The sequence below is a fragment of the Clostridium sp. C2-6-12 genome (genome assembly GCF_009928485.1).
Taxonomy (GTDB): Bacteria; Bacillota; Clostridia; order Clostridiales; family Clostridiaceae; genus Clostridium.
The window spans coordinates 1-25,385 of the sequence record NZ_JAABNP010000042.1 but is presented as its reverse complement, the minus strand read 5'-3'; the positions used below and the strand labels follow the sequence as shown (position 1 = coordinate 25,385).

Sequence of the window (25,385 nt, the reverse complement as noted above, 5' to 3'; positions counted from 1 at the left end):
ATTTATAAATAATTAGTTTAATTTTTAAGAATATAAGTTATAAAAGTTCATCTTCGATTATAGGTATTTTTATGGTAACAGTAGTACCTTTTTCATAAGTACTGGCAAAGGAAAGACCAAAATCATCTCCATAATAAAGCTTTATACGCTCATTAATATTTCTGATTCCATAACCACTTCCCTTAGAACTTGTACTATTAGATTTTACCTTTTTTGCTGATAAAATAAAAGGTAATTCACTTTCTTTAATTCCAATACCATCATCAGAAACTCTTAAATAAATTGCATTTTCATCTATAGTACCTGTAATAATTATTTTACCTTCAACATCACCTTTTGCCAATATTCCATGAAGTATTGCATTTTCAACTATTGGCTGCAATGTAATTTTAGGAATTTTGCAGTTTTTAATAAAATCATCTACATCCAATTCTAATGTAATTCTATTACTATACCTCATATTTTGAATTTCAGTATATAAAGAAACATGATTTATTTCATCATTTATTGAGATTATATCCTTACCTTTATTTAACGATAATTTGTAAAATTTAGCTAATTTTTTTACAGCTGAACTTATTTCAGAGTTCATATTTTTATAAGCCATCCAATTTATCATATCAAGAGTATTATATAGAAAATGTGGATTGATTTGAGATTGAAGGGCTTTTAATTCTGCATTCTTAACTGCTTTACCCAATTTATATTGGTCATCTACCAATACTGACATCTTTGCTATCATGTAATTATAATTGTTAATAAGTTCTCCAAGCTCATCATCGCTGTCATTTTCAATAAAATTATCAAGGGTATCTGTATGAACTTCGCGCATACCTTTAATAACTTTAGAAAGGCGTTTATTTATTGCGTTAAAAAAATAAAAACCAGCCCATAACGATGCTCCTCCAAATATTAACACTATAATGATTAGAATTATTCTTTGGGTATTTATTTGAGAACTTACTGTGCTATATGGAACAATATTAACAATCTGCCAATCAGTTTTATCTATGTACGAGCTCTGGATAAAAAAGGTGTTATTATTATAATCAAACTCAGTTAATCTCGTATTATTTGATGGTTTAATTTGACTTACAAGGCTCTTATAGACATCATAATTATTATAGTTTGAGGCGGCAATTAAGTCTCCATTAGAATTAACTATACAGCTTATACTACCATCAATGGAATTTATCTTTTTTAATATATCTTCAAGGTCACTTTTCTTGAAGTTAATTACAATGTAACCAATGCTATCAGAAAAATCATCTGGACTTATAACTGTTTTCCCTAAAGACAAAAACTCAGTTTGGTTGGAGTTTAAATAAGAAGGTGGACACCAGAAAAATCTATTACGTTCCTTCTTTATTTTATCTAACCATTTAGAACCATCTAGTTTTTTCATTGAAAATATATTTCGGCTTTCATTTGAATAAATAAATTTATCATTTACATAAACATTTATATTATTAATATCAATATTATTTTGATATGAAGATAATATGTCTCGTAAATTAAATAAATCTCCAACCTGTTCACTTATAGGATAATTATTAGGATCTTTTCTTAAGATAGATGTTAAATTATTATCTATGACCAATGCATTTGAAGAATTAAATATTCTATCTAATTTGTAAGTGATAAACGAATAGGATTGATCAAAAGCCTGTTCAGTAGAGGCAGTAATATTTTCCTCAATCATTGTAGACATCTTAGTATAAGTATAAGTAAATAATATTGTCAATGGAATTATTATTAGTATAGAATACATAAATATAAATTGGTTAATTAGCTTTGACTTAAAGGTATTAATAAGCTGTCTAATTATATTTAACCTCATTTTGAAAATTTCCTCCTGTACTCAGATGGAGTATATGAAGTTGCCTTCCTAAAGCTTTTAGAGAAGTAATTTCCATCACTATAACCAACCTTTGTAGCAATATCACCCATGCTTATGTCAGAGTCCATTAAAAATAGCTTAGCCTTTTCAATTCTATATTCATTAATATATTTGTTTACAGTTGTTGAAGTAAAATCTTTAAAAATAACACAAATATAAGCTGGTGTAAGAAAAGTGTTTTTACTTATCTGCTCCAAAGAAAGATTCGAATCTGAGTAATGATTATGAATGTAATCTATAACCGATAAAACAGGATCACTTTTTGAAGTTTTATCTTTTAATATGATGAAAAATTCATTTACTTTATCCATTAAAAAATTTTCTAAAACAAAAATATTAGGACACTGTAATATTTTTTCAAATACATAGTTAGAATTCATTGATTCATCAAGCTCTAAATTTCTTTTAGAAGCAAAATCAAGCACTTTCAAAAACAACCTATAATATATATCTTTGATATACGAAACGGGCGTTGCTGTATATTTTCGTATTTCGGAAGTTAACTGTTTTATATATAATATAATTTTTTGATTTTCTTCGGCTGTAAGATATATATCAAATTCAGAATAAATCCCATCAGTTAAAACATAGCTATCACAAGAATTAACTGTAGGCAGCATTATAGAATTATAGTCATAAAAAAAGGAATTATTTAATGAACTTTTAGCTATTTGATAGGAGGTTGGAATATTACCTAGTGTAGAAACAATTTTTCCAACACATAAATAATAATTGGTTTGTTTTGATAAATATTCGCCAATTGATATAAATAAAGAATTAAATATATCAGAAGCAATATCTTTATATGCATTATCCTTAGGGAAAAATAGCTGAATAATTATTTCTCTATCATCTTTTATTGAAGCAAAGCTATTGAAAGAATACAAAGAACAAATATTCTTTAGGTCTTCAATAACTGTATTATTTTTAATTATATTTTCTGTTTTTAATAAAACGGTTACAAAATTTGAGGATTTTAGTTCCTCAATAAGTTCTTTAGAAATTAATGAATTTAAAGATATTTCAAGCTGAGCTTTATTATTTTCATGAATCATTTCCAAAGCAATTTTATTTTCTATACTGTCTTTTATTGTTAAGGATTTTGAATTTTCTAAAACAGCGGTTTTGATTGCTTCTTCAAGTTCTTCTAATTCAATTGGCTTTTCAACATAAGTGATAGCCTTAAGAGAAATAGCCGATTTTAAATATTCCTTATCGGAATATCCACTCATAAAAATTATAGAACATTCTGGATAAAGTTTTCTTATTTCAAATGCTAATTCGATACCATTCATTCTAGGCATTCTCACATCTGTTAATAATATATTAGGTTCAAAGTCTTTGACTATATTTAATGCATCGAGTCCATCAAAGGCTTGTCTAGTTTCAGTTATACCAAGGTTATCTAAAGGCAGCATTTCAAGAAGGCCTTCGCGAGTAAAAATTTCATCATCTACAATTAATAAATTTATCATAAGATTCCCCCCTGTTACTAAAATAAATCATGTCAATATAAAATGCAATATTTAAGAAGAATTTACAAAGTGAAAATACATTTTACTTAATGACAGCTATATGTTTTTATAAAAATTTATACCAGTAATAATTACATTAGATAGTATACACTAAAAAATCTTAAATAAAAAATAATATTTTACTAAAAGTAAATAAAATTACTACAAAAATGATTTTCTTAGATGCTATTATTAGCTTGTAAGTGAAAACGTATAACAAAAGGAGGATATATTTAATGGAAAATGGAATCAATCAGAATTTAGTTAATGATGTATATGAAGTAAACGATATGAAAAAAAGTAAAAGTACTAAATTTATTAGTGAAATCAAGAAAAATAAAATTTTACTATTAATGCTATTACCAGCTTTTCTTTACTTTTTCATATTTAGCTATATCCCTATGGCTGGAACAGTACTAGCTTTTAAAAATTATAATTTTAGGGATGGTATTTTTGGAAGTCCTTTTGTAGGCTTTGATAATTTTAATTATTTCTTTATATCAGGACAAGCTTTTGAAGTAACAAGAAATACAATTCTTTATAATGCGGCATTTATAACAGTTAATACAATATTACAAATGGGAATGGCAATTTTAATTTCAGAAGTTTCTAGAAAATACTTTAAGAAATTTACTCAAACTGCAATGTTCCTACCATACTTTATTTCTTGGGTTGTAGTTGGTGTTATTGCATATAACCTTTTAAATGTTGAAAATGGAACAATAAACAGTTTGTTAGTTAAATTAGGTTTTGAAAAAATTAATTTCTATACTAGTACTTATGTATGGCCAATTATTTTAATATTTGCTTCTGCATGGAAGAATGTTGGATATGGAACAGTATTATACTTAGCAGCAATTATGGGAATAGATTCAGAAATTTATGAAGCAGCTAAAATTGATGGTGCAAACATCTTCCAAAGAATTTTCAAAGTAACAATACCATGTTTAGTACCAACAATGATAATACTTACTTTACTTGCAATAGGAAATATCTTCAGAGGAGATTTCCAAATGTTCTATCAGCTTGTAGGAAATAATGGACCGTTATTTAAAATTACAGATGTTATTGACACATTTACCTTTAGATCATTAATTCAATCAGGTGAAGTTGGAATGTCAGCAGCTACAGGTTTATATCAATCAGTATTTTGCTTTATAACAATATTGATAACGAACTATTTAGTAAAACGCTACGATAGTGATAATTCATTATTCTAGTATAGGAGGTGGAATTTTAAATGAAAAAATCTTCAGACGTAAAAATATTTAATGGAATAAGTTATACTTTGATCACAATAATAGCACTCTTATGTTTAATACCTTTTTTACTTGTAGTAATGGGATCATTTACAGATGAAAAAGAAATTATTGCTAATGGATTTTCACTTTTCCCAAAAAGCTTTTCAATAGAGGCATATAAAACTGCATTAAAGGAACCTATGTCAATAGTAAAAGCTTATGGGGTGACTATTAGTTTAACGGTTATAGGTACAGTATTAGGCTTATTTATTGTAGCAATGACAGCATATGTACTTCAGAGAAAAGATTTTAGGTGGAGAAATAAATTTTCTTTCTTCATTTACTTTACTACATTATTTAGTGGTGGACTTGTACCTTGGTATATATTAATGGTAAGATATCTTGATTTAAAAGATAGTTATTTAGCATTATTGTTGCCGCCAATGCTAAGTGCATTTAATATCATCTTAATGAAAAGTTATTTAGGTGGAATTCCAAAAGCACTTACAGAAGCTGCAAAAATTGATGGAGCAGGAGACTTTGAAATCTTCTGGAAGATAATATTACCTTTATCAAAACCAGCACTTGCAACTGTAGGATTGTTTATAGCGATAGGATATTGGAATGATTGGTATAACTGTATGCTATTCGTTAATAGTGAAAATTTATATTCTCTTCAATATTATTTATATAAAATAGTGAACAATGTTGAAGCTTATAAGACTGTTTTATCTCAAACAGGAGGAAGTGTAGGTTCAGCTATAAATATGCCAAGTGAATCTTTAAAAATGGCGCTAACAGTTATAGTAACAGGACCAATATTATTATTATATCCTTTCGTACAAAAATACTTTGTATCAGGAATAACTATTGGTGCTGTAAAAGAATAATTAGATCAGTTAATAGTTTAGAATTATAATGCTCATAATTAAAAATTTATGATAAATAATATTAAAAACAAAACGTATAGGGGGAAGAAAGAATGATAAAAAAGACTGTTAAAAAAATGATTTCAGTTGGACTTGCTGCAGTAATTGCAGGTTCACTTATGATCGGATGTGGAAGTTCTAGTAGCAAAAGTCCAGATGCGTCAGATCCGTCTAAGCTAAAAGAAGTAAAATTAAAAATGTACCTAATAGGTGATAAACCAAAGGATTTTGATACTGTCTATGGAAAAGTAAATGAAATAATGAAGAAAAAAATTAATGCTACATTAGATGTTAGTTTTCTACCATGGTCTGACATGGCTACAAAATATCAATTACTATTTCAATCTGGGGAAGATTTTGATTTGATTTTTACAGCAGCCGGATGGGGATATTACAGCCAAGTGGCAACAAAGAATGGTTTCTATGAATTATCAGATGATATGTTAAAAAAATATGCACCTAATATATATGAAAATGAGCCAAAAGAAGCATGGAAACAAGCTAAGATAAAAGGAAAAAATTATATGATTCCTAGTGACCAAGAAGAATATGGAACAAGAGTATTTGGCGCTAGAGGCGATTTAATGAAGAAATATGGAATTGAAAAGATTGAGAACTATGAGCAATTAGAAAAATACATGGATGCTGTTTCTAAAGATACAGGAAGTGGTATTAAAGTAATTGCAAATGGAGGCGGCCAAAATCTTCAATACCCATACATGATGGAGAGATATGGATTTGGTGGAATTAGCGGAGCTCCATTACCATCAATAGGATTTAACGTTAATGATAAATCAGGAAATATATTTGCATATGTAGATACTCCAGAATATAAAGAATATGCACATAAAATGAAAGAATTTGCAGATAAAGGATACTGGTCAAGTGATTCAATTTCAAGTAAAGCAACAAGAGATGATGATTTCGTAGGTGGAAAAACAGGATTAATGGTTTGGAATATCGGATCTGTAGCAGATAGAGTACAAAGAATGAATAAAAGCAATCCAGATTGGAATGCTCAAGTTATAGACCAAACAAAAGGAACTAATAGATTAATAAACACTTATACTAATAACGGTATGGCAATTAATGCAATATCTAAAAATCCTGAAAGAGCATTAATGGCATTAGATTTATTAAGATATGATAAAGACATTTACGATTTAACTTGGTATGGTGTTGAAGGAACTCACTGGCAAGCAGATGGAGATAAAAAATATAAAACTTTAGCTGCAGGTGAAAACTTCCCAGCAGCTAATGTATGCCCTTGGGGATGGTATAGTCAAAAGATACATCGTGCTCCAGCAGATCAACCAGCTATAGTTCAAGAAACAATAAGCAAATGGAAATCAGATTATACTGTAACTAATCCATTAGCAGCATTTGCATTTGACGATAGCAAATTGAAAAATGAAATGGCAGCAGTCGGTAATGTTATTACTCAATATGGTGTACCTCTTGATTTAGGAATGGTTCAAGATGTTGATGCTGGTATAAAGCAATACAGAGAAAAGTTAACAGAAGCTGGATTTGATAAAATATTAGCAGAATGCAAAGAACAAGTAAAAGTTTATATGGAAGAATATAATAAATAGTAATGTTTAGAACTTAAGTTTAAAAATATAATGGCAGATGATTAATTAATAAAAATCATCTGCCGTTATTTAATAAAAGAAAAAGGATAGCTTGAAGCAATAGAGGTGGCTATTAGTATATGATAGGAGAAAAAATGAGCAAACAAAAATATGATAAAGAAATAAATTTTGCAAAAGGTGCAGATGTAGGTTGGTTGCATCAAATGGAAGCAACAGGATATAAGTTTTATAATGTCAATGGAGAGGAAGAGGATTGCCTTAAGATTTTGAAGGATCATGGCATTAATTCAATACGTTTAAGAGCATGGGTAAATCCTTCAGATGATCTGGCAAGTGGTCATTGTAGTACTGCTGAAGTGGTTGAAATGGCATTTCGTGCAAAAGAAATGGGTTTTAGACTTATGATAGATCTTCATTATAGCGACAGTTGGGCAGATCCAGAAAAGCAAAAGAAACCTGCTGCATGGGAAAACCACAGTTTTGATGAGTTGGTATCAGATGTTTATGATTATACTTTAGAAGTTATGAATGCATTGAAGGATAAGGATATTAGTCCAGAATGGGTACAAGTAGGAAATGAAATTCCTAGTGGAATGTTATGGCCAGAAGGCAGCACTGAAAATTTTCAACAATTGTCAAAGTTGTTAGATAGAGCTTATGAAGCTGTAAAAGCAGTATTTAGGGAAGCAAAGGTTATAATTCATCTTGATCAAGGTGATGATAGAAATAGATTTGTAAGCTTTTTTGATAAGCATAAGGCTAATGGCGGGAAATATGATGTGATTGGTGTATCTTATTATCCATATTGGGTGAAAAAAGATTACACAGAAACAATAGATAATTTGACCAATAATTTAATTGAATTTGTAAGAAGATATGACAAAGAAGTAATGGTATGCGAAATTGGTGGAGAAGATACAAAGATAAGTAATAATTATGATATGCTCAAAGAAGTGATGATGAGAGTAAAGGCTATTCCTGAAGGAAAAGGATTAGGTGTATTTTATTGGGAACCGCAAGGAGCATATAGCTGGAGTAAATATAAATTAAGCGCCTGGGGTGAAGATGGGAGACCTACTAAAGCTCTTGAAGCATTTTTACTTTAAGTTTTATTCAGTTACAAAAATTAAGTATTTACAAATAATGCAAATAGACTTTGCATTTGATATATTTTGAAAATAATTAAAAGTAAATATTTGAGATAATATCTATTTTATTGATGAAAACGTATAAATGGAAGTGCGTTTATTAATTTAGATTAGTGGACTACTATAAATTTTCTAATATTTTATCTTAATGTAAATAGATAACCAATATATGTGTTTAAATAAAACGATAATACAGAAATTAGTTTAATGTAAACTTACAATTAAAAATTGATATTCTAATTTTTTTAGGAGGGATTTTATGTTAATCAAAAGTCTTAGAAATACTTTTTCTCTAGCATTATGTGTAATTATAATTTTAACTCTCTCATCTTTTTCAGCTAAAAATGTTCAAGCTGCTACTAATTTTGCAAAAGGTGCAGATGTAGGTTGGTTATCAGAAATGGAATATTATAAATGGGCATTTTATAATGATAACGGTGTTAAACAGGATTGCTTACAAATATTAAAAGATCATGGTATAAATTCAATTAGATTTAGGGTATGGGTTAACCCTTCACGTGGTTTTTGCAACAAGGATGATGTTGTAAAACAAGCAGTACGTGCAAAAAATATGGGATTCAGAATATTAATAGATTTTCATTATAGCGATACTTGGTGTGATCCAGGACAACAGGCTAAACCAGCAGCATGGAAAAACTACGATTTTAATGGTTTAATGAATGCAGTTTATAATTATACATATGACGTAATGAGTACATTAAAATCAAATGGAGTAAATCCAGAGTGGGTGCAAGTTGGAAATGAAACCAATAATGGTATGTTATGGGAGGAAGGACGAGCTTCCACAAATATGAAAAATTTTGCATGGCTTGTTAACAGTGGTTATGATGCTGTGAAAAAAGTAAACAGTAACTCCAAGGTTATAATACACCTTCCTGGTGGAGATAATAATGAAGTATTTAGGTGGCTGTTTGATGGACTTAAAGCAAATGGTGCAAAGTATGATGTTATAGGTATGTCATTATATCCTAATACAACTAACTGGGCGAGTCTAAATAAATTATGTTTAGATAATATGAATGACATGGTAAACAGATATGGTAAAGAAGTTATGTTATGTGAAGTTGGTATGGATGTTAATTCACCAGTAATTTGTAAGGCTTTTCTTACAGATATAATAAATAAAACAAAATCTGTTTCTGGTGGAAAAGGTATAGGCGTATTCTATTGGGAACCTGAATGTTACGGTGATTGGAATAAATATTATAAAGGTGCTTTTGACAGTACTGGAAAACCAACAGTGGCATTAGATGCATTTCGCTAGAAAATAATTTGTTGAATTTTATAGAGATCATGCAGAGGTAGATAAATTCAAAATTAAATATTAATTTATAAGGATAGTAGAAGCATATATATAAAATATAGCTACTATCCTTATTTTATTATGCAAAACAACATGTATTAACTTGTTTTTATTTAAGTTAAGTGGTTACAAATTATTTACCACTTATGATGGTGATAATATAAAAAGAGTATGAGAAGTATAGCAGGTGAAATAGAAGTAGTCATAATAAGAAATTTGTAATATTTTAATAGAAAAAAATTATTATTTTTTATGTAATGTGGTTTATAAAAACGTATATCCTGTATATATAACATATAGATAACAAAATGATTTTAAAGAAGGATGACTGAGATGAGAAAAAGAAGATGCGCATATATATATATAAAGTAGATATGCACTTATAAAAAGAGTAGCTATGCTACAATACGGAACTTTTCTGCAACCAAGAATATTTTTGATGGATTAACCTGTTACTATAATAAATATGAAGGGAAATGAGAAATTATGAGAGAAAGAAAGTATGTAAAATTTAGAGTTGATATGTTGAGTGATACTAAATCTAAAATAATAGACAAGAAGCCCGAAAGAGATTTAATTCATTATATTTGGATGGCGCTTGTGCTTTTAGCAGGAAAAGTTAATATGGAGGGCAATCTATATATGTCTAGAAATCTTCCATATACAATAGAAACATTAGCAATAGAGTTTAATAGAAGTGAGGAACAAATTAAATTAGCATTAGAAATATTTATAGAATTAGAAATGCTTGAGCTAATTGATGGGAGGATTTATAGAGTTAAAAATTTTTCAAAGCATCAAAATATTAAGGTAAAGGAAAAAATAAATTTGGAAGATAAGGAAAATAAAATTAAGAATACAAACGAGAATGAACTTAAAAATGCAAAAGCAGTTACTAAAGAAGATTCTCAAATTGAAATACCTAGTAATGAAGTGAAAAAATCAGACAATAAAGATAAAGAATCAGAAATTAATGTAGCTGAAAAAGAAATCCCCATCAGTAAAAATGATGATAAAGAAAATCAAGAAATTATTAATACTGAAATTAATAAAATGAATAATATGAGTAGTGAAATTATTGATAACAGCTTTAAGAATGATATTTTAATCTCCTTAGAAACTAGGAAAAATAAAAAGGGAAAAGGAAAGAAGAAAAAGGAAGAGGTATTTATTATGAAAGATGAAGAAGATATTGAGGATAATGAGATAATTTCTTTTACTGAAGAGGAAAGACCTTTAGGTGAAGGTGAGCGGGTTATTCTCAAGATGACTTTTAATGAAGATAACTTTACAGAGGAATATTTATGTTAAACGGAATTACTTTGCAGACAGTATTGAATAAGAAAATGCTAATTATTTGGTAATTCTAATAATGTTATATAAAATAAGATTTTACTAAAAGTAAATAAAATTACCTCATAAAATATTTATAATAATGATAAAATTATGTTATTAATGAAAACGTATAGATAAAAAATGTATTTATTAGTATATATATGTTGAAAGATGATGGGAGGAATTATTTATGAACAACGAAGATTCTGCACTAATTAGTAAAGTGACTGGTCTTTTACATGGAGGGGATTATAATCCTGATCAATGGTTAAAGTATCCAGAGGTTTTAAAAGAAGATGTTCGTCTTTTAAAACTCGCAAATTGCAATTGTGTTTCTATAAATATATTTGGATGGGCAGCAATAGAACCAGAAGAGGGAAAATATACTTTTGAATGGTTAGATAAGATTATGGACGATATGGCGGAAAATGGTGTTCATGTAATTTTAGCTACTCCAAGTGGAGCAAGACCAGCTTGGATGTCAGAAAAATATCCAGAGGTTTTAAGAGTAAATAAGGATAGAAGTAAAAATCTTCATGGACAAAGACATAATCATTGCTTTACTTCACCAGTATATAGACAAAAAACTTATGAAATTAATAAGATATTAGCAGAAAGATATAAAGACCATCCAGCTTTAATAATGTGGCATATTTCAAATGAGTATGGTGGTGACTGTCACTGTGAGCTTTGTCAGGAAGCTTTTAGAAATTGGCTTAAGAAAAAGTATGACAATGATTTAGAAAAATTAAATGATGCTTGGTGGACAGGCTTCTGGAGTCATAGATTTAATAGCTGGTCACAAATAGAAAGTCCATCAGATAAAGGTGAAATTTTTGTTCACGGTCATAACCTTGACTGGAATAGGTTTGTTACATATCAAACAATAGAGTTCTATAAAAATGAAATTGCACCTATAAGAGAGATAACGTCTAATATTCCTGTAACAACTAATTTTATGGGAACTTACGCAGGGCTTGATTACTTTAAATTTTCAAAAGAAGTAGATATTACATCATGGGATTGTTATCCAACATGGCATGATAATTTTCAAAGCACTTCAGAATTAGGAGCAAGTATAGGTTTTGTACATGATATGTATAGAACATTCAAGAATGGGAATCCATTCTTAGTAATGGAAAATACACCAAGTTTAGTGAACTGGCATGATACAAATAAGTTGAAACGTCCCCAAATGCATTTATTATCAGCAATTCAAGCAGTAGCTCATGGAGCAGATGCAGTTTTATATTTCCAATGGAGAAAGGGAAGAGGCGCTTCAGAAAAGTTCCATGGTGCTGTGGTAGATCACTGTGGACATGAAAATACGAGAGTATTTAGAGATGTATCGGAAGTTGGGGAAGTATTAAATAAACTGAAAGAAATTCAAGGTTCTATTGCAAAATCAGAGGTAGCAATAATATATGATGTCGAAAATAGATGGGCCATTGATGATCTTCAAGGTTTAAAGAAATATAAAAAAGATTATGAAGAAACTTGTAAGAAGACATATAAAACGTTTTGGGAAAATGGAATATCAGTAGATATAATTGATATGGATTGTGATATTTCAAAATATAAACTCGTTGTAGCACCAATGCTTTATATGGTTCGTTCAAATGTAGCAGAGAGAATTAATGAATTTGTAAAAAATGGTGGGACATTTGTAACTACTTATTGGAGTGGAATAGTAGATGAAAATGATCTTTGCTTTTTAGGTGGATTTCCAGGACCACTTAGAGAAGTTACAGGAATATGGTCTGAAGAAATAGACTCTCTATATGATAATGAAGTAAATCAATTAGAATTTAATAATAAAGAAAATTTAAAAGGAATTTATGATGTTAAAGACTATTGTGATTTGATTCATGCAGAAACAGCAGAAGTTCTTGCAGTTTATAAAAATGATTTTTATGCAGGTATGCCGGCAGTAACAGTAAATAAATATGGAAAAGGAAAAGCATATTATATAGCAGGAAGAACAGAAGATAATTTTAATACTGATTTTTATTTAAAAATTATTAATGACTTAAATATTAAAAGTGTTATTGATGAAGTATTGCCTAATGGAGTTACAGCGCAAATGCGCTACAATAAAGAAAACAAATATATCTTTATTATGAATTTTACTGAAGAAGAAAAGAAAGTGTCATTAGGAAAAGAGGAATATATGGATATGATTTCTGGTGAAAAAGTAAGTAAAGAAATCATATTTGAAAAGTATGGAATAAAAATTTTAAAGCAATAGATTTGATGTATTATCATTATGATGTTATATTACGACTTGTTTTATAAAAACTATTATAAAAAACGAATTGAATGTTATACGTCATTTTATTTTTATTAAAATTATTAGAAATAAAGTAAATTGAAATATCTTAGAATAAATATAAGATGTTTCAATTTGTTTTTATTCTAAGATATTTCAATAATCTTAACTCCGTGTTTATACAGGTAAAGTTTAAGGTATAAAAAATAATATTTTACTAAAAGTAAATAAAATTACTACTAAAAATATTCATAATAATGCTAACATTATGTTATTGATGAAAACGTATAAATAAAAATATATGTTCAATGATTTAAATTAAGAAAATTGTAACTCAGAGTTTTATTAAATTGAGTAATGAAGAATTACAGGAGGAATTATTTATGAATAAAGAATATTCAGCATTAATGAATAAAGTTACTGGTCTCTTACATGGAGGGGATTACAATCCTGATCAATGGTTAAAGTATCCAGAAGTTTTAAAGGAAGATGTTCGTCTTTTAAAATTAGCAAATTGTAATTGTGTTTCTATAAATATATTTGGATGGAGTGCAATAGAACCAGAAGAAGGTAAATATACTTTTGAGTGGTTAGATAAAATAATGGATGATATGGCAGCAAATAATGTTCATGTAATTTTATCAACTCCAAGTGGAGCAAGACCAGCATGGATGTCAGAAAAATACCCAGAAGTTTTAAGAGTAAATAAGGATAGAACTAAAAATATTCATGGTCAAAGACATAATCATTGTTTTACTTCACCAGTATATAGAAAAAAGACTAATGAAATAAATAAAATTTTAGCAGAAAGATATAAAGAACATCCAGCTTTGATAATGTGGCATATTTCAAATGAATATGGTGGAGACTGCCACTGTGAGCTTTGTCAGGAAGCTTTTAGAAATTGGCTTAAGAAAAAGTATGACAATGATTTAGAAAAATTAAATGATTCATGGTGGACAGGTTTCTGGAGTCATAGATTTAATAGCTGGTCTCAAATAGAAAGTCCATCAGAAAAAGGTGAATTATATGTTCATGGTCATAATCTAGATTGGAATAGATTTGTTACTGATCAAACAATAGATTTTTATAAAAATGAAATTGCGCCAATAAGAAAAATTACACCTGAGGTACCTGTAACAGCTAATTTCATGGGAGCATATCCACATATGGAATTATTTTTAGGTTTAGATTATTGGAAATTTGCAAAAGAAGTTGATGTGGCATCTTGGGATAATTATCCAGCATGGCATAATGATTTTGAAACAACTGAAGAACTAGCAGCAAATGTAGGTTTTGTTCATGATATATATAGATCTTTAAAAGGTGGACAGTCATTTTTAGTTATGGAAAGTACTCCAAGTCTTGTAAACTGGCATGATACGAATAAGCTAAAGCGTCCAGGAATGCATTTCTTATCTTCAATGCAGGGCTTAGCTCATGGAGCAGATTCAGTTTTATATTTCCAATGGAGAAAAGGAAGAGGTGCTTCAGAAAAATTCCATGGAGCTGTAGTAGACCATTGTGGGCATGAAAATACAAGAGTATTTAGAGAAGTGACTGAAGTTGGAGAGGCATTAAATAAACTAAAGGAAATTCAAGGAGCAACAGCAGAATCAAAAGTTGCAATAATATATGATGTTGAAAACAGATGGGCTATTGATGATCTTCAAGGTTTAAAGAGACATAAAAGAGGCTATGTAGAGAGCTGTCAAGATGCTTATAAGGTGTTTTGGGAAAATGGAATTTCAGTAGATATAATCAATATGGACGTAGACTTTTCAAAATATGATTTGGTTATAGCACCAATGTTATATATGGTTCGTCCAAATGTAGCAGAAAGAATAAATGAATTCGTTAAAAAAGGTGGGAATTTCGTAACTACTTATTTTAGTGGAATTGTTGATGAAAATGACCTTTGTTTCCTAGGAGGATTCCCAGGACCACTTAGAGAAGTTACTGGAATCTGGGCAGAGGAAATAGATTCATTATATGATGAGGAAGTTAATTATTTAGAATTTACTGCTAGTAATGAAGAAAATCTAAAAGGAACTTATAAAGTTAAAGATTATTGTGATTTAATTCATGCAGAAACAGCAGAAGTTCTTGCAGTTTATAAAAATGATTTTTATGCAGATATGCCAGCAGTAACTGTAAATAAATATGGTGAAGGAAACGCTTACTACATAGCAGCAAGAACAGAGGAAGACTTTAATAATGATTTTTACTCAAAGCTTATTAAGGATTTAAACATTAAGAGCGTTATAGATGGAGAATTACCAAAGGGAGTTACAGCTCAAAAACGTAGTAATGGTGAAAATAACTTTACTTTTGTAATGAACTTTACTGAAGAAGAAAAGATTGTATCACTTGGAAATAAAGAATATGTTGATATGCTTTCAGGAGAAAAAGTAAGTAAAGAAATTAAATTGGATAAATATGGAATTAAAATTTTAAAGAAATAATTATGATTTAAAATCAGAAATTGATTAAGTTTGTTAATAGGTTCATCAGCAGCTTCGTGAAAATTATACTTGCGTAAAACTGGAAGTAAAATATTTATATTAAAATATTTTATTTAGAAAATAAATGTATTAGTATCAATTATCACGAAAGAGCAGATGAACCTTTTTAACGTAATCATGGGTAAATGCGAATTTTACATGAAAATAATTATAAATAGAAATTTATTTTAATTAATAAAGTTTTGAATGAAGGTGCATTTATGAAGTTTAAAATGAACAAAAAGATAAAGTTTAATATAAAATTCAAAAATTTAAAAGAGCTGAGAACTATTATAAAATTTAAGGAATTTAAAAAGCTGCCAATAAAAAAGAAATTATTAATTTCATATATGGCTATGGCTATTCTTACAGTTTTATGTGGAGGCTTAGGCTTGGTGTTTTTACAAAAAACTAATAGCGATTATGAATATGCATTAAAAAATTATGGATTTTCACAAGGTGTCATTGGTAATCTTGGCATGGAGGTTCAAAATTCTAAGGCAATAATAAGAGATGTCATAATGTTAAAAGACAGTAATCAAGTTACAGACGCTAGAAATGAACTAGATACTAGTATTTCTAAGATTCAGCAGATGATATCAGATATTGAAAAAAATAATGAAGCAAAAGAGGATAAAAACCTATATAAGAAAATTTCTTACGATATAGCACAATATCAGGTAGTTAAGACAGAAGTAATAAATTTAAGTATGGCAAAGAAAAATGATGAGGCATTAAAAGTACTAAGAGAAAATGGAACACCTTTGATGAATCTAATAACAGAGGATGTTTCAACATTAATGAATGAAAGTATAGCTAAAGGAAATGAAGTAGTAAACAGTTTAAAAATGCTTCAAATAATAGCAAGCTCTATTATTCTATTAGCAGTTATAGGAGCTTGTGTATTTACTGTAAGGTCAGCAGTTTATCTTGCAAATATAATAGGAAATCCTATAAAAGAGATTTCAAAGCTTGCAGAAAAAATAGCTGAAGGCGATTTAAATGTTGAGATAGACATAGAGTCCCAAGATGAAATTGGAGAATTGGCACATTCATTTTCAATAATGATAAAAAACCTTAGAAGTTATATTTACGAAATATCAGATGTCTTGGGGAATATTTCTAAAGGCAATATAGATATAAGTACTAAAGTAGAATATAAAGGTGATTTTGTAGAAGTAGAAAATTCACTAAATGCTATATTAATTTCATTAAATGAGGTATTCAGTGAATTAAGTGATTCTTCAAAGCAAGTAAATACTGGAGCAGAACAAGTATCAGGAACTGCACAGGTTTTATCCGAAGGAGCTGCAGAACAGGCAGGTGTGGTTCAAGAACTTTCAGCATCTATGGAGGAAATAAACGGAAAAATAGAAAGAAATGCTAAGAGTGCATATGATACTAATGAAATAGCACATAAACTTTCAGAAGATGTTAATGAAAGTACAACTCAAATGAAAGAAATGATAAATGCAATTGATGATATTGAAAAAGCTTCAAAAGACATAAGTAACATAATTGTAAAAATTGATGAAATAGCAGCTCAAACTGATTTACTTGCATTAAATGCAGCAATAGAAGCCGCAAGAGCAGGTGAAGCCGGAAGAGGTTTTTCGGTTGTAGCAGAGGAAGTAAGAAAATTATCAAGTCAAAGTGCAGAAGCGGCTAAGGAAACTGCTAAGCTTATCAAATTAAGTATACAAGCTGTAACAAAAGGCAGATTAATAGCAGATAACACTGCAGAAAAATTATTTCTTGTTGCAGGTAATGTAAATGAAACTACTAACTTAATAGAGGACATTGCTTTAGCAACAGGAGAACAAGCTCATGCTATTAAGCAGATAAAAGATGGAATACAACAAATTTCGGAGGTAGTTCAATCCAATTCAGCAATAGCAGAAGAAAGTGCAGCTGCTAGTGAAGAATTAACTGTTCAAGTAGAGACTTTGAATTCCATGATAGAAAAGTTTAAGCTTAAAAGTCAAATCACTTAATTTTATAGAAATATTAATTTTTTGTAACGCAAATTTTTTAAAGAGTTAATCCTATTAGTAAATATTAAAGAGGTGAAATATGTTAAAACTAAATTATAACAAAGAAGAAATTATAGAAGTAATTGATAAAGTAGTTAGAAAAACAATGACAATGGATTTAACATGGGAGTGGCCTTGTGGTGTGGCTTATTATGGAGTAGCTAGAGCCTATAAAACAACTGGGAATAAAGAGTATTTAGATATGCTTATAAAGTGGACAGATGAATATATTGAACTTGGTCTGCCAGAATGGACTGTCAATACATGTGCCATGGGGCATATGCTTATAATGTTATATGAAGAAACAGGTGAAGAAAAATACTGGGATATTGTTATGAGTAAAGTTGATTATATTCGTAACCATGCTCTTAGATTTGGAGATAATGTTTTGCAGCATACAGTATCTATTGAAAATGATTTTCCAGAACAAGCATGGGCAGACACATTGTTTATGGCAGCATTTTTCCTACTTCGAGTAGGGAGTAAATTAAATAATCAGGATATTATTAAGGATGCACTCAACCAATATTACTGGCATATTAAATATTTGCAAGATCCTAGTACGGGGTTGTGGTATCATGGTTACAATAATGTTAATAAAGATAATATGTCAGGAGTTTACTGGGGGAGAGCCAATTCCTGGTCAGCTTATACTATGTCACAAGTTAAATTAATTTTGAAGGATTGGTATTTATATCCACAGTGTATGGACATTGAATGTGCGCTTCGCGATCAATTATCAGCATTAAAATTAGTTCAGACTGAAAATGGTTTATGGAGAACTGTATTAGATGATGAGGATTCTTATGAGGAAGTGTCAGCATCTTGTGGTATTGCAGCTGCTATGATTAATAATGTAAACCCACTTCATACAAAATACGTTCAAAAAGCATTAGGTGGAATCTTAAAAAATATAAGCGAAGATGGACGTGTTCTAAATGTATCAGGTGGTACAGCGGTCATGAAAGATAGAGATGGATATCGTAATATTTCAAAAGAATGGATACAGGGCTGGGGGCAAGGGCTGGTATTAGCGTTTTTAGCTGATATGATTAAAAATATACAGTGATTTTATAGTATTTTATATAAAAGAAATTTTCTCAGCAAAATTCCAGAAATATTCATTCTATAACTCAAAAGCTTTAATATAAAAAGTATAATATAGAATTGAAAAAGCAATAAATATTTAAAAGAAGGATTTAAATATTTATTACTTTTTATTTATTTTTCTATATTTTAATGGTGACATAGAAGTTATAGATTAAAAAATTCTTTCAAAGTTGGTTATACTTTCATATCCAATGGTATAAGTTATTACGGTTATATTCATATTGGAATTTAATAGGATTTTTTGTGCTTCTTTTATTCTAAGAATATTTATGTAAGTTATAATATTAAATCCAGTGACTTTTTTAAAAGATCTGCTAAGATGAGCTTCACTTATAAAAAACAGCTCACTCAAGTCGTTCAAAGATATCTTATTTAAATAATTTGAATTTAAGTATCTAACTATTTTTAAAATATTTTCATTCTTTTGCTCAGTTTCGTAATCATTTTTATTTTTAGCAGAACATCTATTTATTGTAATTAATAATTGAAGTAAAAGTGTCATAATATATAATTCAGAATAAGTTGATTTGATCTTGTCCTCTTTTAGGATTTTAAAAAGTAGTTCTTCTATTAAGCTATTTTCTTCAAAATCCATAAATATTATACAAGAACTTAAATTAAGTAAATCAAGAAGTTGTTTTTTCATTTCTAGAGTTAAGATATCATATGCATCATGGTAATATCTATAACTCATAATAAGGGACAGGTTATTGGACTTCCATTAGGAGCTATAGTAAAGACAAATGCATTGTTGAGAAATATAAACGCAGGGAATTTACCAGTTAATGTTAATAATCTTGTTATAAGAAATCTTATGAATACAGAAACAGTAATGGAAGCAGCACTTACTAAGGACTTAGAGCTTGCATATAATGCATTCGTAAATGATCCATTAGTTACAATAGGTTTGAAAGAATCAAAGGCTTTATTTGATGAAATGATTTGTAATACTAAAGAGTATTTAAAGATGTATGAAATTTGAACCTAATAAATCATAGGAAGGATAATATTCTGTGAAGGAAACGTTTTTCGGTAAGAAAAGCGTTTTTTTAATGGTATGACTAAAAACAACCTGTTTTATAAAAAAACATATAACTAAATTGCAAAAGTTGTTACAAAATTTATCAGAAAACTTAGAATTTGCGCTAAATATGATATGTTTAGTATATAAATATTAAATTACAAAAAACTGTTTATAAATAAATTATTTTAGGGAGAGTAACTATGAAGGATAAAAAAATGATGATAAAATTTTGCTTTATATATTTTCTAGCATATGGGATTATAGCTTTAGGGTATACTCAATATGTGCCTTATTTATCACACATAGGTTACAATCCTATGGAACGTGGAATTTTAATTTCATCTTATGCAATTACTACTATTGTATTTCAGTTAGTTTTTGGAATTTTATCAGATAAATATAAAACTGTAAAAAAATTATGCATTGTTGCAGTAATGGCTTTTGCTGTATTTACATATTTATTTTATAGCTTGGAAGCAAAAATGTTTATTTTGCATATGATTTTAATAGCAATGAGTGCAGGGCTCGCAAATTTGAATTTTGGGTACCTGGATAATTGGCTTTTTACTTTTGGAGAAAAAGCAAGAGATCAATTTAGTTTTATAAGAGCATTTGGATCAATAGGATGGGCAGCAGCAAGCATAGTAATTGCCAAGCTGCTAAATGAATTTGGATACAAGGGTTTGGGATTAAGCATTATATTGATAACAATTATGCTTTTAGGATTAATGGTTCTTATTGAAGAAGGAGTAAAATCTAGCCAAGGTAAATCTGAAAATATCACTATGGATGATATTAAAGAGCTATTAAATAATAAAAAATATATATTAGCAATAATTATATTATTTTTAATTTATTGTGCAGGAACTGCTAATTCAACTACTATAATAGATAAAATGCTGCAATTAGGAGCAACTAATGCAGACATAGGATATAAGTGGACAATTAGTGCACTAGTGGAGATACCAGTATATATTTATGGAAGTTTCTTTTTAAAAAGATTAGGAGCATATAAATTGCTTTCTATATCTGCATTTACAGTTACGCTTCAATTTATACTTTTTGGAATGAGTAATAGTGTAAGTTCAATGGTTCTGCTTTCTGTATTTCAAATTATTAATGGTCCAATGATGATGCTTGCAAGTCGTATATTAATATATGAATTTTCAAGTGAAAAATTAAAATCTACGGGTCTATTACTAGCTTTAAGCATATATTCAGGATTATCAGCATTTATTATGCCTTCAATTGGTGGGACAATCACAAATTATTTTAATGTAAATACTACAATATATATTGTAGCAGGAGTCGCAGGAATTGGATTTCTACTATCACTTGTTTTGAAAAAGATGGAAGTTGAAAAGCTATAAGAAAAGAATTTCGAAATATATTGACAATAAATATTATACAAAGTAAAATGAAATTGTAGATTAGTTGTATTAAATTGAATTTTAGAAAATGCAATGGTGTATGTATATTAACAATAAAAAATACTTAAAATAATTAATAGAAGGAAACTTTAACTAATATTATTTTATAGATAAAGTGGAGGTATGAAAGATGAAAATAGTAGAAAATAATGAATTTAAAAGTGAAATAGAAAGTGGAGTAACAGTTGTTGACTTTTTTGCAACATGGTGCGGACCTTGTAAAATGTTAGCTCCAGTACTTGAAGGATTAGCTGGTGAAATGGAAGGAAAAGTTAAATTTATAAAAGTTGATATTGATCAAAGCTTAGATTTAGCAAATGAATTTCAAATTTCAAGTGTACCAACAATGATAATATTCAAAGATGGTCAAAAAGCAGAACAATTAGTAGGATTTTTACCAAAAGAAAGAATACAACAAGCAATTGAAGCTAATTTATAAGAAATTTTATGACATAAAACATAGTAGACAACATGTTGCTGCTATGTTTTTATTTAAACAAAACAATTGAACTCAATTTAATTTTTGTAAATGTATTTTGGCATTCTTGGTTCTATAAAAGATTAAATTATGCAGTTAATAGCAATAGATAAAGTTCAAATTATTATTATTAAGGAGATGGATAGAATGAATTTTTATGATTTTTCAGCTAAAAAAATGAATGGACAGGAAGTAAAAATGGAAGAATATAAAGGTAAGGTAGTTTTAATAGTAAATACAGCAAGTAAATGTGGATTGACACCTCAATTTGAAGAATTAGAAGAGCTATATAAGGAAAATAATAATAAAGGTCTTGAAATATTAGGTTTTCCTTGCAATCAATTTGCAAACCAAGATCCATCAAGCAATGAAGACATACATTCATTTTGTTTATTAAACTATGGTGTAACATTCACTATGTTTGAGAAGATAAATGTAAATGGTGAAAATGCACATCCGTTATATAAATTTTTAAAGAATGAAGCAAAAGGATTACTTAGTAAAGAAATTAAATGGAATTTTACAAAGTTTTTAATTGATAAAGAAGGAAAGGTGATAAAGAGATATTCACCAACAACAAAGCCTTTAAAGATAAAAGAAGATATTTTGAAATTATTGAACTCTTAAATTATAATAGTATATATTAATGTAGAAATAGATATTATATAAGATCTAAATTTAACATATTAGTATTTTATTAAATCAATCAAATTGAAAAAAGTATAAAGAGAAAGATTAATTTATATTAGTTTTAATTGAGAACATAAAAATAGTTGGAGGAATTTATAATGAGTGAAAGATATGATATTGCAATAATAGGAAGTGGCCCAGCGGGAATATCTGCTGCTTTAAATGCAAAAATAAGAAAAAAGAAGTTTGTTATATTTGGAAATAAAGAACTTACACCAAAACTTGCAAAGGCTCATGAAATTAATAATTACTTAGGCTTTTATAGGAAGAGTGGAAAGGAAATTCAAGAAGAGTTTCTTAATCATTTAAAAGAAATGGATATAAATATAACAGAAGAGAAAATAAATAACGTATATGCAATGGGAGATTACTTTGCATTAATGGTCAATGAAAAAATGTATGAAGCTACTACAGTAATATTAGCTACAGGTGTTCAATATGGTAAGCTGTTTACTGGAGAGGAAAGACTGCTTGGAAAAGGTGTAGGATATTGTGCAACTTGTGATGCTCCACTTTATAAAGGAAAAGTAGTTACAATAGTATCATATAATAAACACGAAGAAGCAGAAGCTAACTTTATTGCTACAATTGCCTCTAAAGTATATTATGTTCCTATGTATGAAGAAGAGGTTGGGGTAGATTCGTCTATTGAAATTATTAAGGACACACCTATTGAAATTATTGGAGAAGATAAGGTGAGTAAACTTAAATTAAAAAAATCAGAAATTGAAACAGATGGAATTTTCATTTTGAGAGACAGCATTTCTCCAGGACAATTGGTGCCGGGATTAAATATAGTTGATAATCACATTGAAGTAGACCGATTAATGAAAACAAATATAAATGGATGTTTTGCAGCTGGGGATGTTGTTGGAAAACCATATCAATATATAAAGGCTGCAGGAGAAGGTAATATAGCAGCTTTATCAGCTGTAAGTTATATTGATTCTCTTTCTAAAAAATAGTTTATTTGTAATGGGATTTCATTAAATAAAGGGGTAATTAAGTTACTAAATAGTTCTGATTTACGAGTTTTATTAACAAAAAAGGCTTAATTGAGATTGACATATAAATGTAAAAAAGTTAAACTTAATTTAATTTATTAAAATTAAATTTACTGAAATAGTATATATAATATAGTAGGAGATAAAAATATGAATAAGTATGATAGTATAAAATTAGATAATCAAGTTTGTTTTTCTTTGTATGCAGCATCAAGAGAAATAATAAAATTATATAAGCCTTTTCTTGATAAACATAATCTAACATATACACAGTATGTAGCAATGCTTGTATTATGGGAAGATGAAAAAAGTACTGTTAAAGATATTGGAAAAAGGCTTCATTTAGATTCAGGAACTTTAACCCCACTATTAAAGAAGATAGAAGCAATGGGTTTAATAAAAAGATATAGAGACGTTAATGATGATAGAGTTGTTATAGTTGAATTAACTGATAACGGAAGAGCATTAAAAGAAAAGGTATTAGAAGTTCCAAAAGAAATGGCATGCAAAGTAAAATTGCCTAAAGAGGAATTAATTGAATTAAAGATGAGATTAGATAGTTTGTTAAAAGCTATTGAATAGTTATTAGTTAATGAATAATGGTAGAACTTTGAGTTCTACCTTATTTTTTTCTTATATAATCAAAGATAGTTTCATTATATAAAAAATATTATTGAAAGGTTAGTAAATCAATTTGAAACACAAGTATAAAAAAGTCCGATTTGTTAGAGTAAAAAATATTCAGATTTTTGCATTATTGTAGTAATATATAGATATGAGATTATAATTGGGTGAATAAAATAATGAGGTTAATTTATGGTTAAGAAAATAGCAATAATTATTTTTATATTTTTTCTTATAAATGTAAGTTATATTATAAAAGCAATGCCGCAATATGTGAATGATGGAACGTGAGTTAAATCAATTGACGATATTAAAATCCAAAATAATAAAAATATACTGTAAGTGAAAATTTTTGTGATATGAAATATATGTGAATTTATTTATTCATATGCAAAGTGTTGGAGGAATTTTAGATGAAAGAAATAGTGAATAAGTTACATGGAAATGAGTTTTTTCACAACTTAAGCAATGAGGAAATTGAAAAGCTTATTTCTAATATTGGATATTCAGTTAAAGCATATAAAAAAGGTGAAGTTATTGCTAATGAAGAAGATGATTGTAATAGCTTAGGTTTTGTTTTAGAGGGAACAATAGAAATTCAAAGAATATATCTCAGCGGAAAGCAAATTACTTTAAAGAGATTAAATAATGGAGATGTATTTGGTGAAGCTTTGATTTTCTCAAAAAAATCTAAATATCCATCAACAGTTATATCCTTTAGTGACAGCAGTATACTTTATATAAGCAAAGCAGATATATTAAAACTGTGTACATCAAATGAAGAAGTGTTAGGAAATTTTATGTCTGCATTAAGTAATAAGATATTTATTTTAAATTCTAAAATAAAAAGTATTGCCTTTAAGAGCATTAAGCATAAGGTCATTAATTACATTTTAGAACAAGTTAAGAATCAAAAAAGTGAAATAATCACATTAAAGGAAAGCAAAGAAGAAATTGCATCTTCACTAGGAATTCCAAGACCATCTTTATCAAGAGAGTTAATGAATTTAAGAGATTTAAATTATATTGAATTTAATAGGAATACCATTAAAATTTTAAATATTGAAGAATTAGAAGAAGAACTATTTGACTAATATAAGAAATAGCAAAACATATATAGAAATATATTGTTTTGTTATTTTTTTATATACATTTTTTTATTATTCTATTATATTTAAATAGGTTGTTGAATAAATAGAATCTGTAAAAAATAAATAAGCCATTCCTTTGTGA

20 protein-coding genes are annotated in these 25,385 nt (G+C 28.3%); 17 read left to right on the top strand and 3 right to left on the bottom strand.

Annotated elements, in window-relative coordinates; genetic code table 11:
- Window positions 1-37: 37 nt before the first annotated feature.
- Together GXK56_RS23900 and GXK56_RS23895 are read right to left on the bottom strand one after the other, a co-directional pair.
- Window positions 38-1,840 carry a sensor histidine kinase gene (locus tag GXK56_RS23900; protein ID WP_160692192.1) on the bottom strand — a complete coding sequence of 601 codons (1,803 nt, stop codon included), beginning with the start codon at window positions 1,838-1,840 and terminating at the stop codon, window positions 38-40.
- Window positions 1,837-3,375, bottom strand: coding sequence for a response regulator (locus GXK56_RS23895; protein ID WP_160692190.1), 1,539 nt, complete (start codon window positions 3,373-3,375; stop codon window positions 1,837-1,839). Before GXK56_RS23895 ends, GXK56_RS23900 begins: the two co-directional genes overlap by 4 nt.
- 275 nt (window positions 3,376-3,650) lie before the next feature.
- On the opposite strand from GXK56_RS23895, the gene GXK56_RS23890 reads away from it, so the two are divergent.
- The 10 genes from GXK56_RS23890 to GXK56_RS23845 all read left to right on the top strand — a co-directional run bounded on the left by GXK56_RS23890 (window position 3,651) and on the right by GXK56_RS23845 (window position 18,861).
- On the top strand, window positions 3,651-4,634 hold the full coding sequence (locus GXK56_RS23890) for an ABC transporter permease subunit (RefSeq protein ID WP_160692188.1): 984 nt from the start codon (window positions 3,651-3,653) through the stop codon (window positions 4,632-4,634).
- A gap of 20 nt (window positions 4,635-4,654) precedes the next feature.
- Window positions 4,655-5,545 carry a carbohydrate ABC transporter permease gene (locus GXK56_RS23885; protein ID WP_160692186.1) on the top strand — a complete coding sequence of 297 codons (891 nt, stop codon included), beginning with the start codon at window positions 4,655-4,657 and terminating at the stop codon, window positions 5,543-5,545.
- A gap of 92 nt (window positions 5,546-5,637) precedes the next feature.
- Entirely contained in the window at window positions 5,638-7,179 is a 1,542-nt protein-coding gene (locus GXK56_RS23880) for an ABC transporter substrate-binding protein (protein ID WP_160692184.1), read from the top strand.
- Window positions 7,180-7,298: 119 nt separating this feature from the next.
- A complete protein-coding gene (locus GXK56_RS23875; protein WP_160692182.1) occupies window positions 7,299-8,285 on the top strand; it encodes a glycosyl hydrolase 53 family protein in 987 nt (328 codons plus the stop codon).
- Between the two features lie 301 nt (window positions 8,286-8,586).
- Window positions 8,587-9,612, top strand: a complete 1,026-nt coding sequence (locus tag GXK56_RS23870) for a glycosyl hydrolase 53 family protein (RefSeq protein WP_160692180.1) — start codon at window positions 8,587-8,589, stop codon at window positions 9,610-9,612.
- A gap of 525 nt (window positions 9,613-10,137) precedes the next feature.
- The gene (locus GXK56_RS23865; protein WP_160692178.1) at window positions 10,138-10,962 is read left to right on the top strand and encodes a phage replisome organizer N-terminal domain-containing protein; all 825 of its coding nucleotides are present in this window, start codon (window positions 10,138-10,140) and stop codon (window positions 10,960-10,962) included.
- Between the two features lie 214 nt (window positions 10,963-11,176).
- Window positions 11,177-13,234 (top strand): beta-galactosidase, encoded by a 2,058-nt coding sequence (locus GXK56_RS23860; RefSeq protein WP_160692176.1) that lies wholly within the window; start codon window positions 11,177-11,179, stop codon window positions 13,232-13,234.
- A 404-nt stretch (window positions 13,235-13,638) separates the two neighbouring features.
- On the top strand, window positions 13,639-15,720 hold the full coding sequence (locus GXK56_RS23855; protein ID WP_160692174.1) for a beta-galactosidase: 2,082 nt from the start codon (window positions 13,639-13,641) through the stop codon (window positions 15,718-15,720).
- A 260-nt stretch (window positions 15,721-15,980) separates the two neighbouring features.
- Window positions 15,981-17,753 carry a methyl-accepting chemotaxis protein gene (locus GXK56_RS23850; RefSeq protein ID WP_243156233.1) on the top strand — a complete coding sequence of 591 codons (1,773 nt, stop codon included), beginning with the start codon at window positions 15,981-15,983 and terminating at the stop codon, window positions 17,751-17,753.
- 79 nt (window positions 17,754-17,832) lie between these two features.
- Window positions 17,833-18,861 carry a glycoside hydrolase family 88 protein gene (locus GXK56_RS23845; RefSeq protein ID WP_160692172.1) on the top strand — a complete coding sequence of 343 codons (1,029 nt, stop codon included), beginning with the start codon at window positions 17,833-17,835 and terminating at the stop codon, window positions 18,859-18,861.
- A 192-nt stretch (window positions 18,862-19,053) separates the two neighbouring features.
- Here GXK56_RS23845 and GXK56_RS23840 read toward each other — a convergent pair whose 3' ends face one another.
- A complete protein-coding gene (locus GXK56_RS23840) occupies window positions 19,054-19,548 on the bottom strand; it encodes an AraC family transcriptional regulator (RefSeq protein ID WP_160692170.1) in 495 nt (164 codons plus the stop codon).
- Window positions 19,549-19,575: 27 nt separating this feature from the next.
- On the opposite strand from GXK56_RS23840, the gene GXK56_RS23835 reads away from it, so the two are divergent.
- The 7 genes from GXK56_RS23835 (at window position 19,576) to GXK56_RS23805 (ending at window position 25,246) form a co-directional block, all read left to right on the top strand.
- Window positions 19,576-19,884: a hypothetical protein gene (locus tag GXK56_RS23835; protein ID WP_160692168.1), complete on the top strand. Its 309-nt coding sequence runs from the start codon at window positions 19,576-19,578 to the stop codon at window positions 19,882-19,884.
- 242 nt (window positions 19,885-20,126) lie between these two features.
- A complete protein-coding gene (locus GXK56_RS23830) occupies window positions 20,127-21,296 on the top strand; it encodes an MFS transporter (RefSeq protein ID WP_160692166.1) in 1,170 nt (389 codons plus the stop codon).
- Between the two features lie 190 nt (window positions 21,297-21,486).
- Window positions 21,487-21,795 (top strand): thioredoxin, encoded by a 309-nt coding sequence (gene trxA, locus GXK56_RS23825; RefSeq protein WP_160692164.1) that lies wholly within the window; start codon window positions 21,487-21,489, stop codon window positions 21,793-21,795.
- 186 nt (window positions 21,796-21,981) lie between these two features.
- Window positions 21,982-22,461: a glutathione peroxidase gene (locus GXK56_RS23820; RefSeq protein ID WP_160692162.1), complete on the top strand. Its 480-nt coding sequence runs from the start codon at window positions 21,982-21,984 to the stop codon at window positions 22,459-22,461.
- 161 nt (window positions 22,462-22,622) lie between these two features.
- Window positions 22,623-23,489 (top strand): NAD(P)/FAD-dependent oxidoreductase, encoded by an 867-nt coding sequence (locus GXK56_RS23815; RefSeq protein ID WP_160692160.1) that lies wholly within the window; start codon window positions 22,623-22,625, stop codon window positions 23,487-23,489.
- A gap of 189 nt (window positions 23,490-23,678) precedes the next feature.
- Window positions 23,679-24,110 carry a MarR family transcriptional regulator gene (locus GXK56_RS23810; protein ID WP_160692158.1) on the top strand — a complete coding sequence of 144 codons (432 nt, stop codon included), beginning with the start codon at window positions 23,679-23,681 and terminating at the stop codon, window positions 24,108-24,110.
- A 455-nt stretch (window positions 24,111-24,565) separates the two neighbouring features.
- A complete protein-coding gene (locus tag GXK56_RS23805) occupies window positions 24,566-25,246 on the top strand; it encodes a Crp/Fnr family transcriptional regulator (RefSeq protein WP_160692156.1) in 681 nt (226 codons plus the stop codon).
- The last annotated feature ends 139 nt before the right edge of the window (window positions 25,247-25,385 follow it).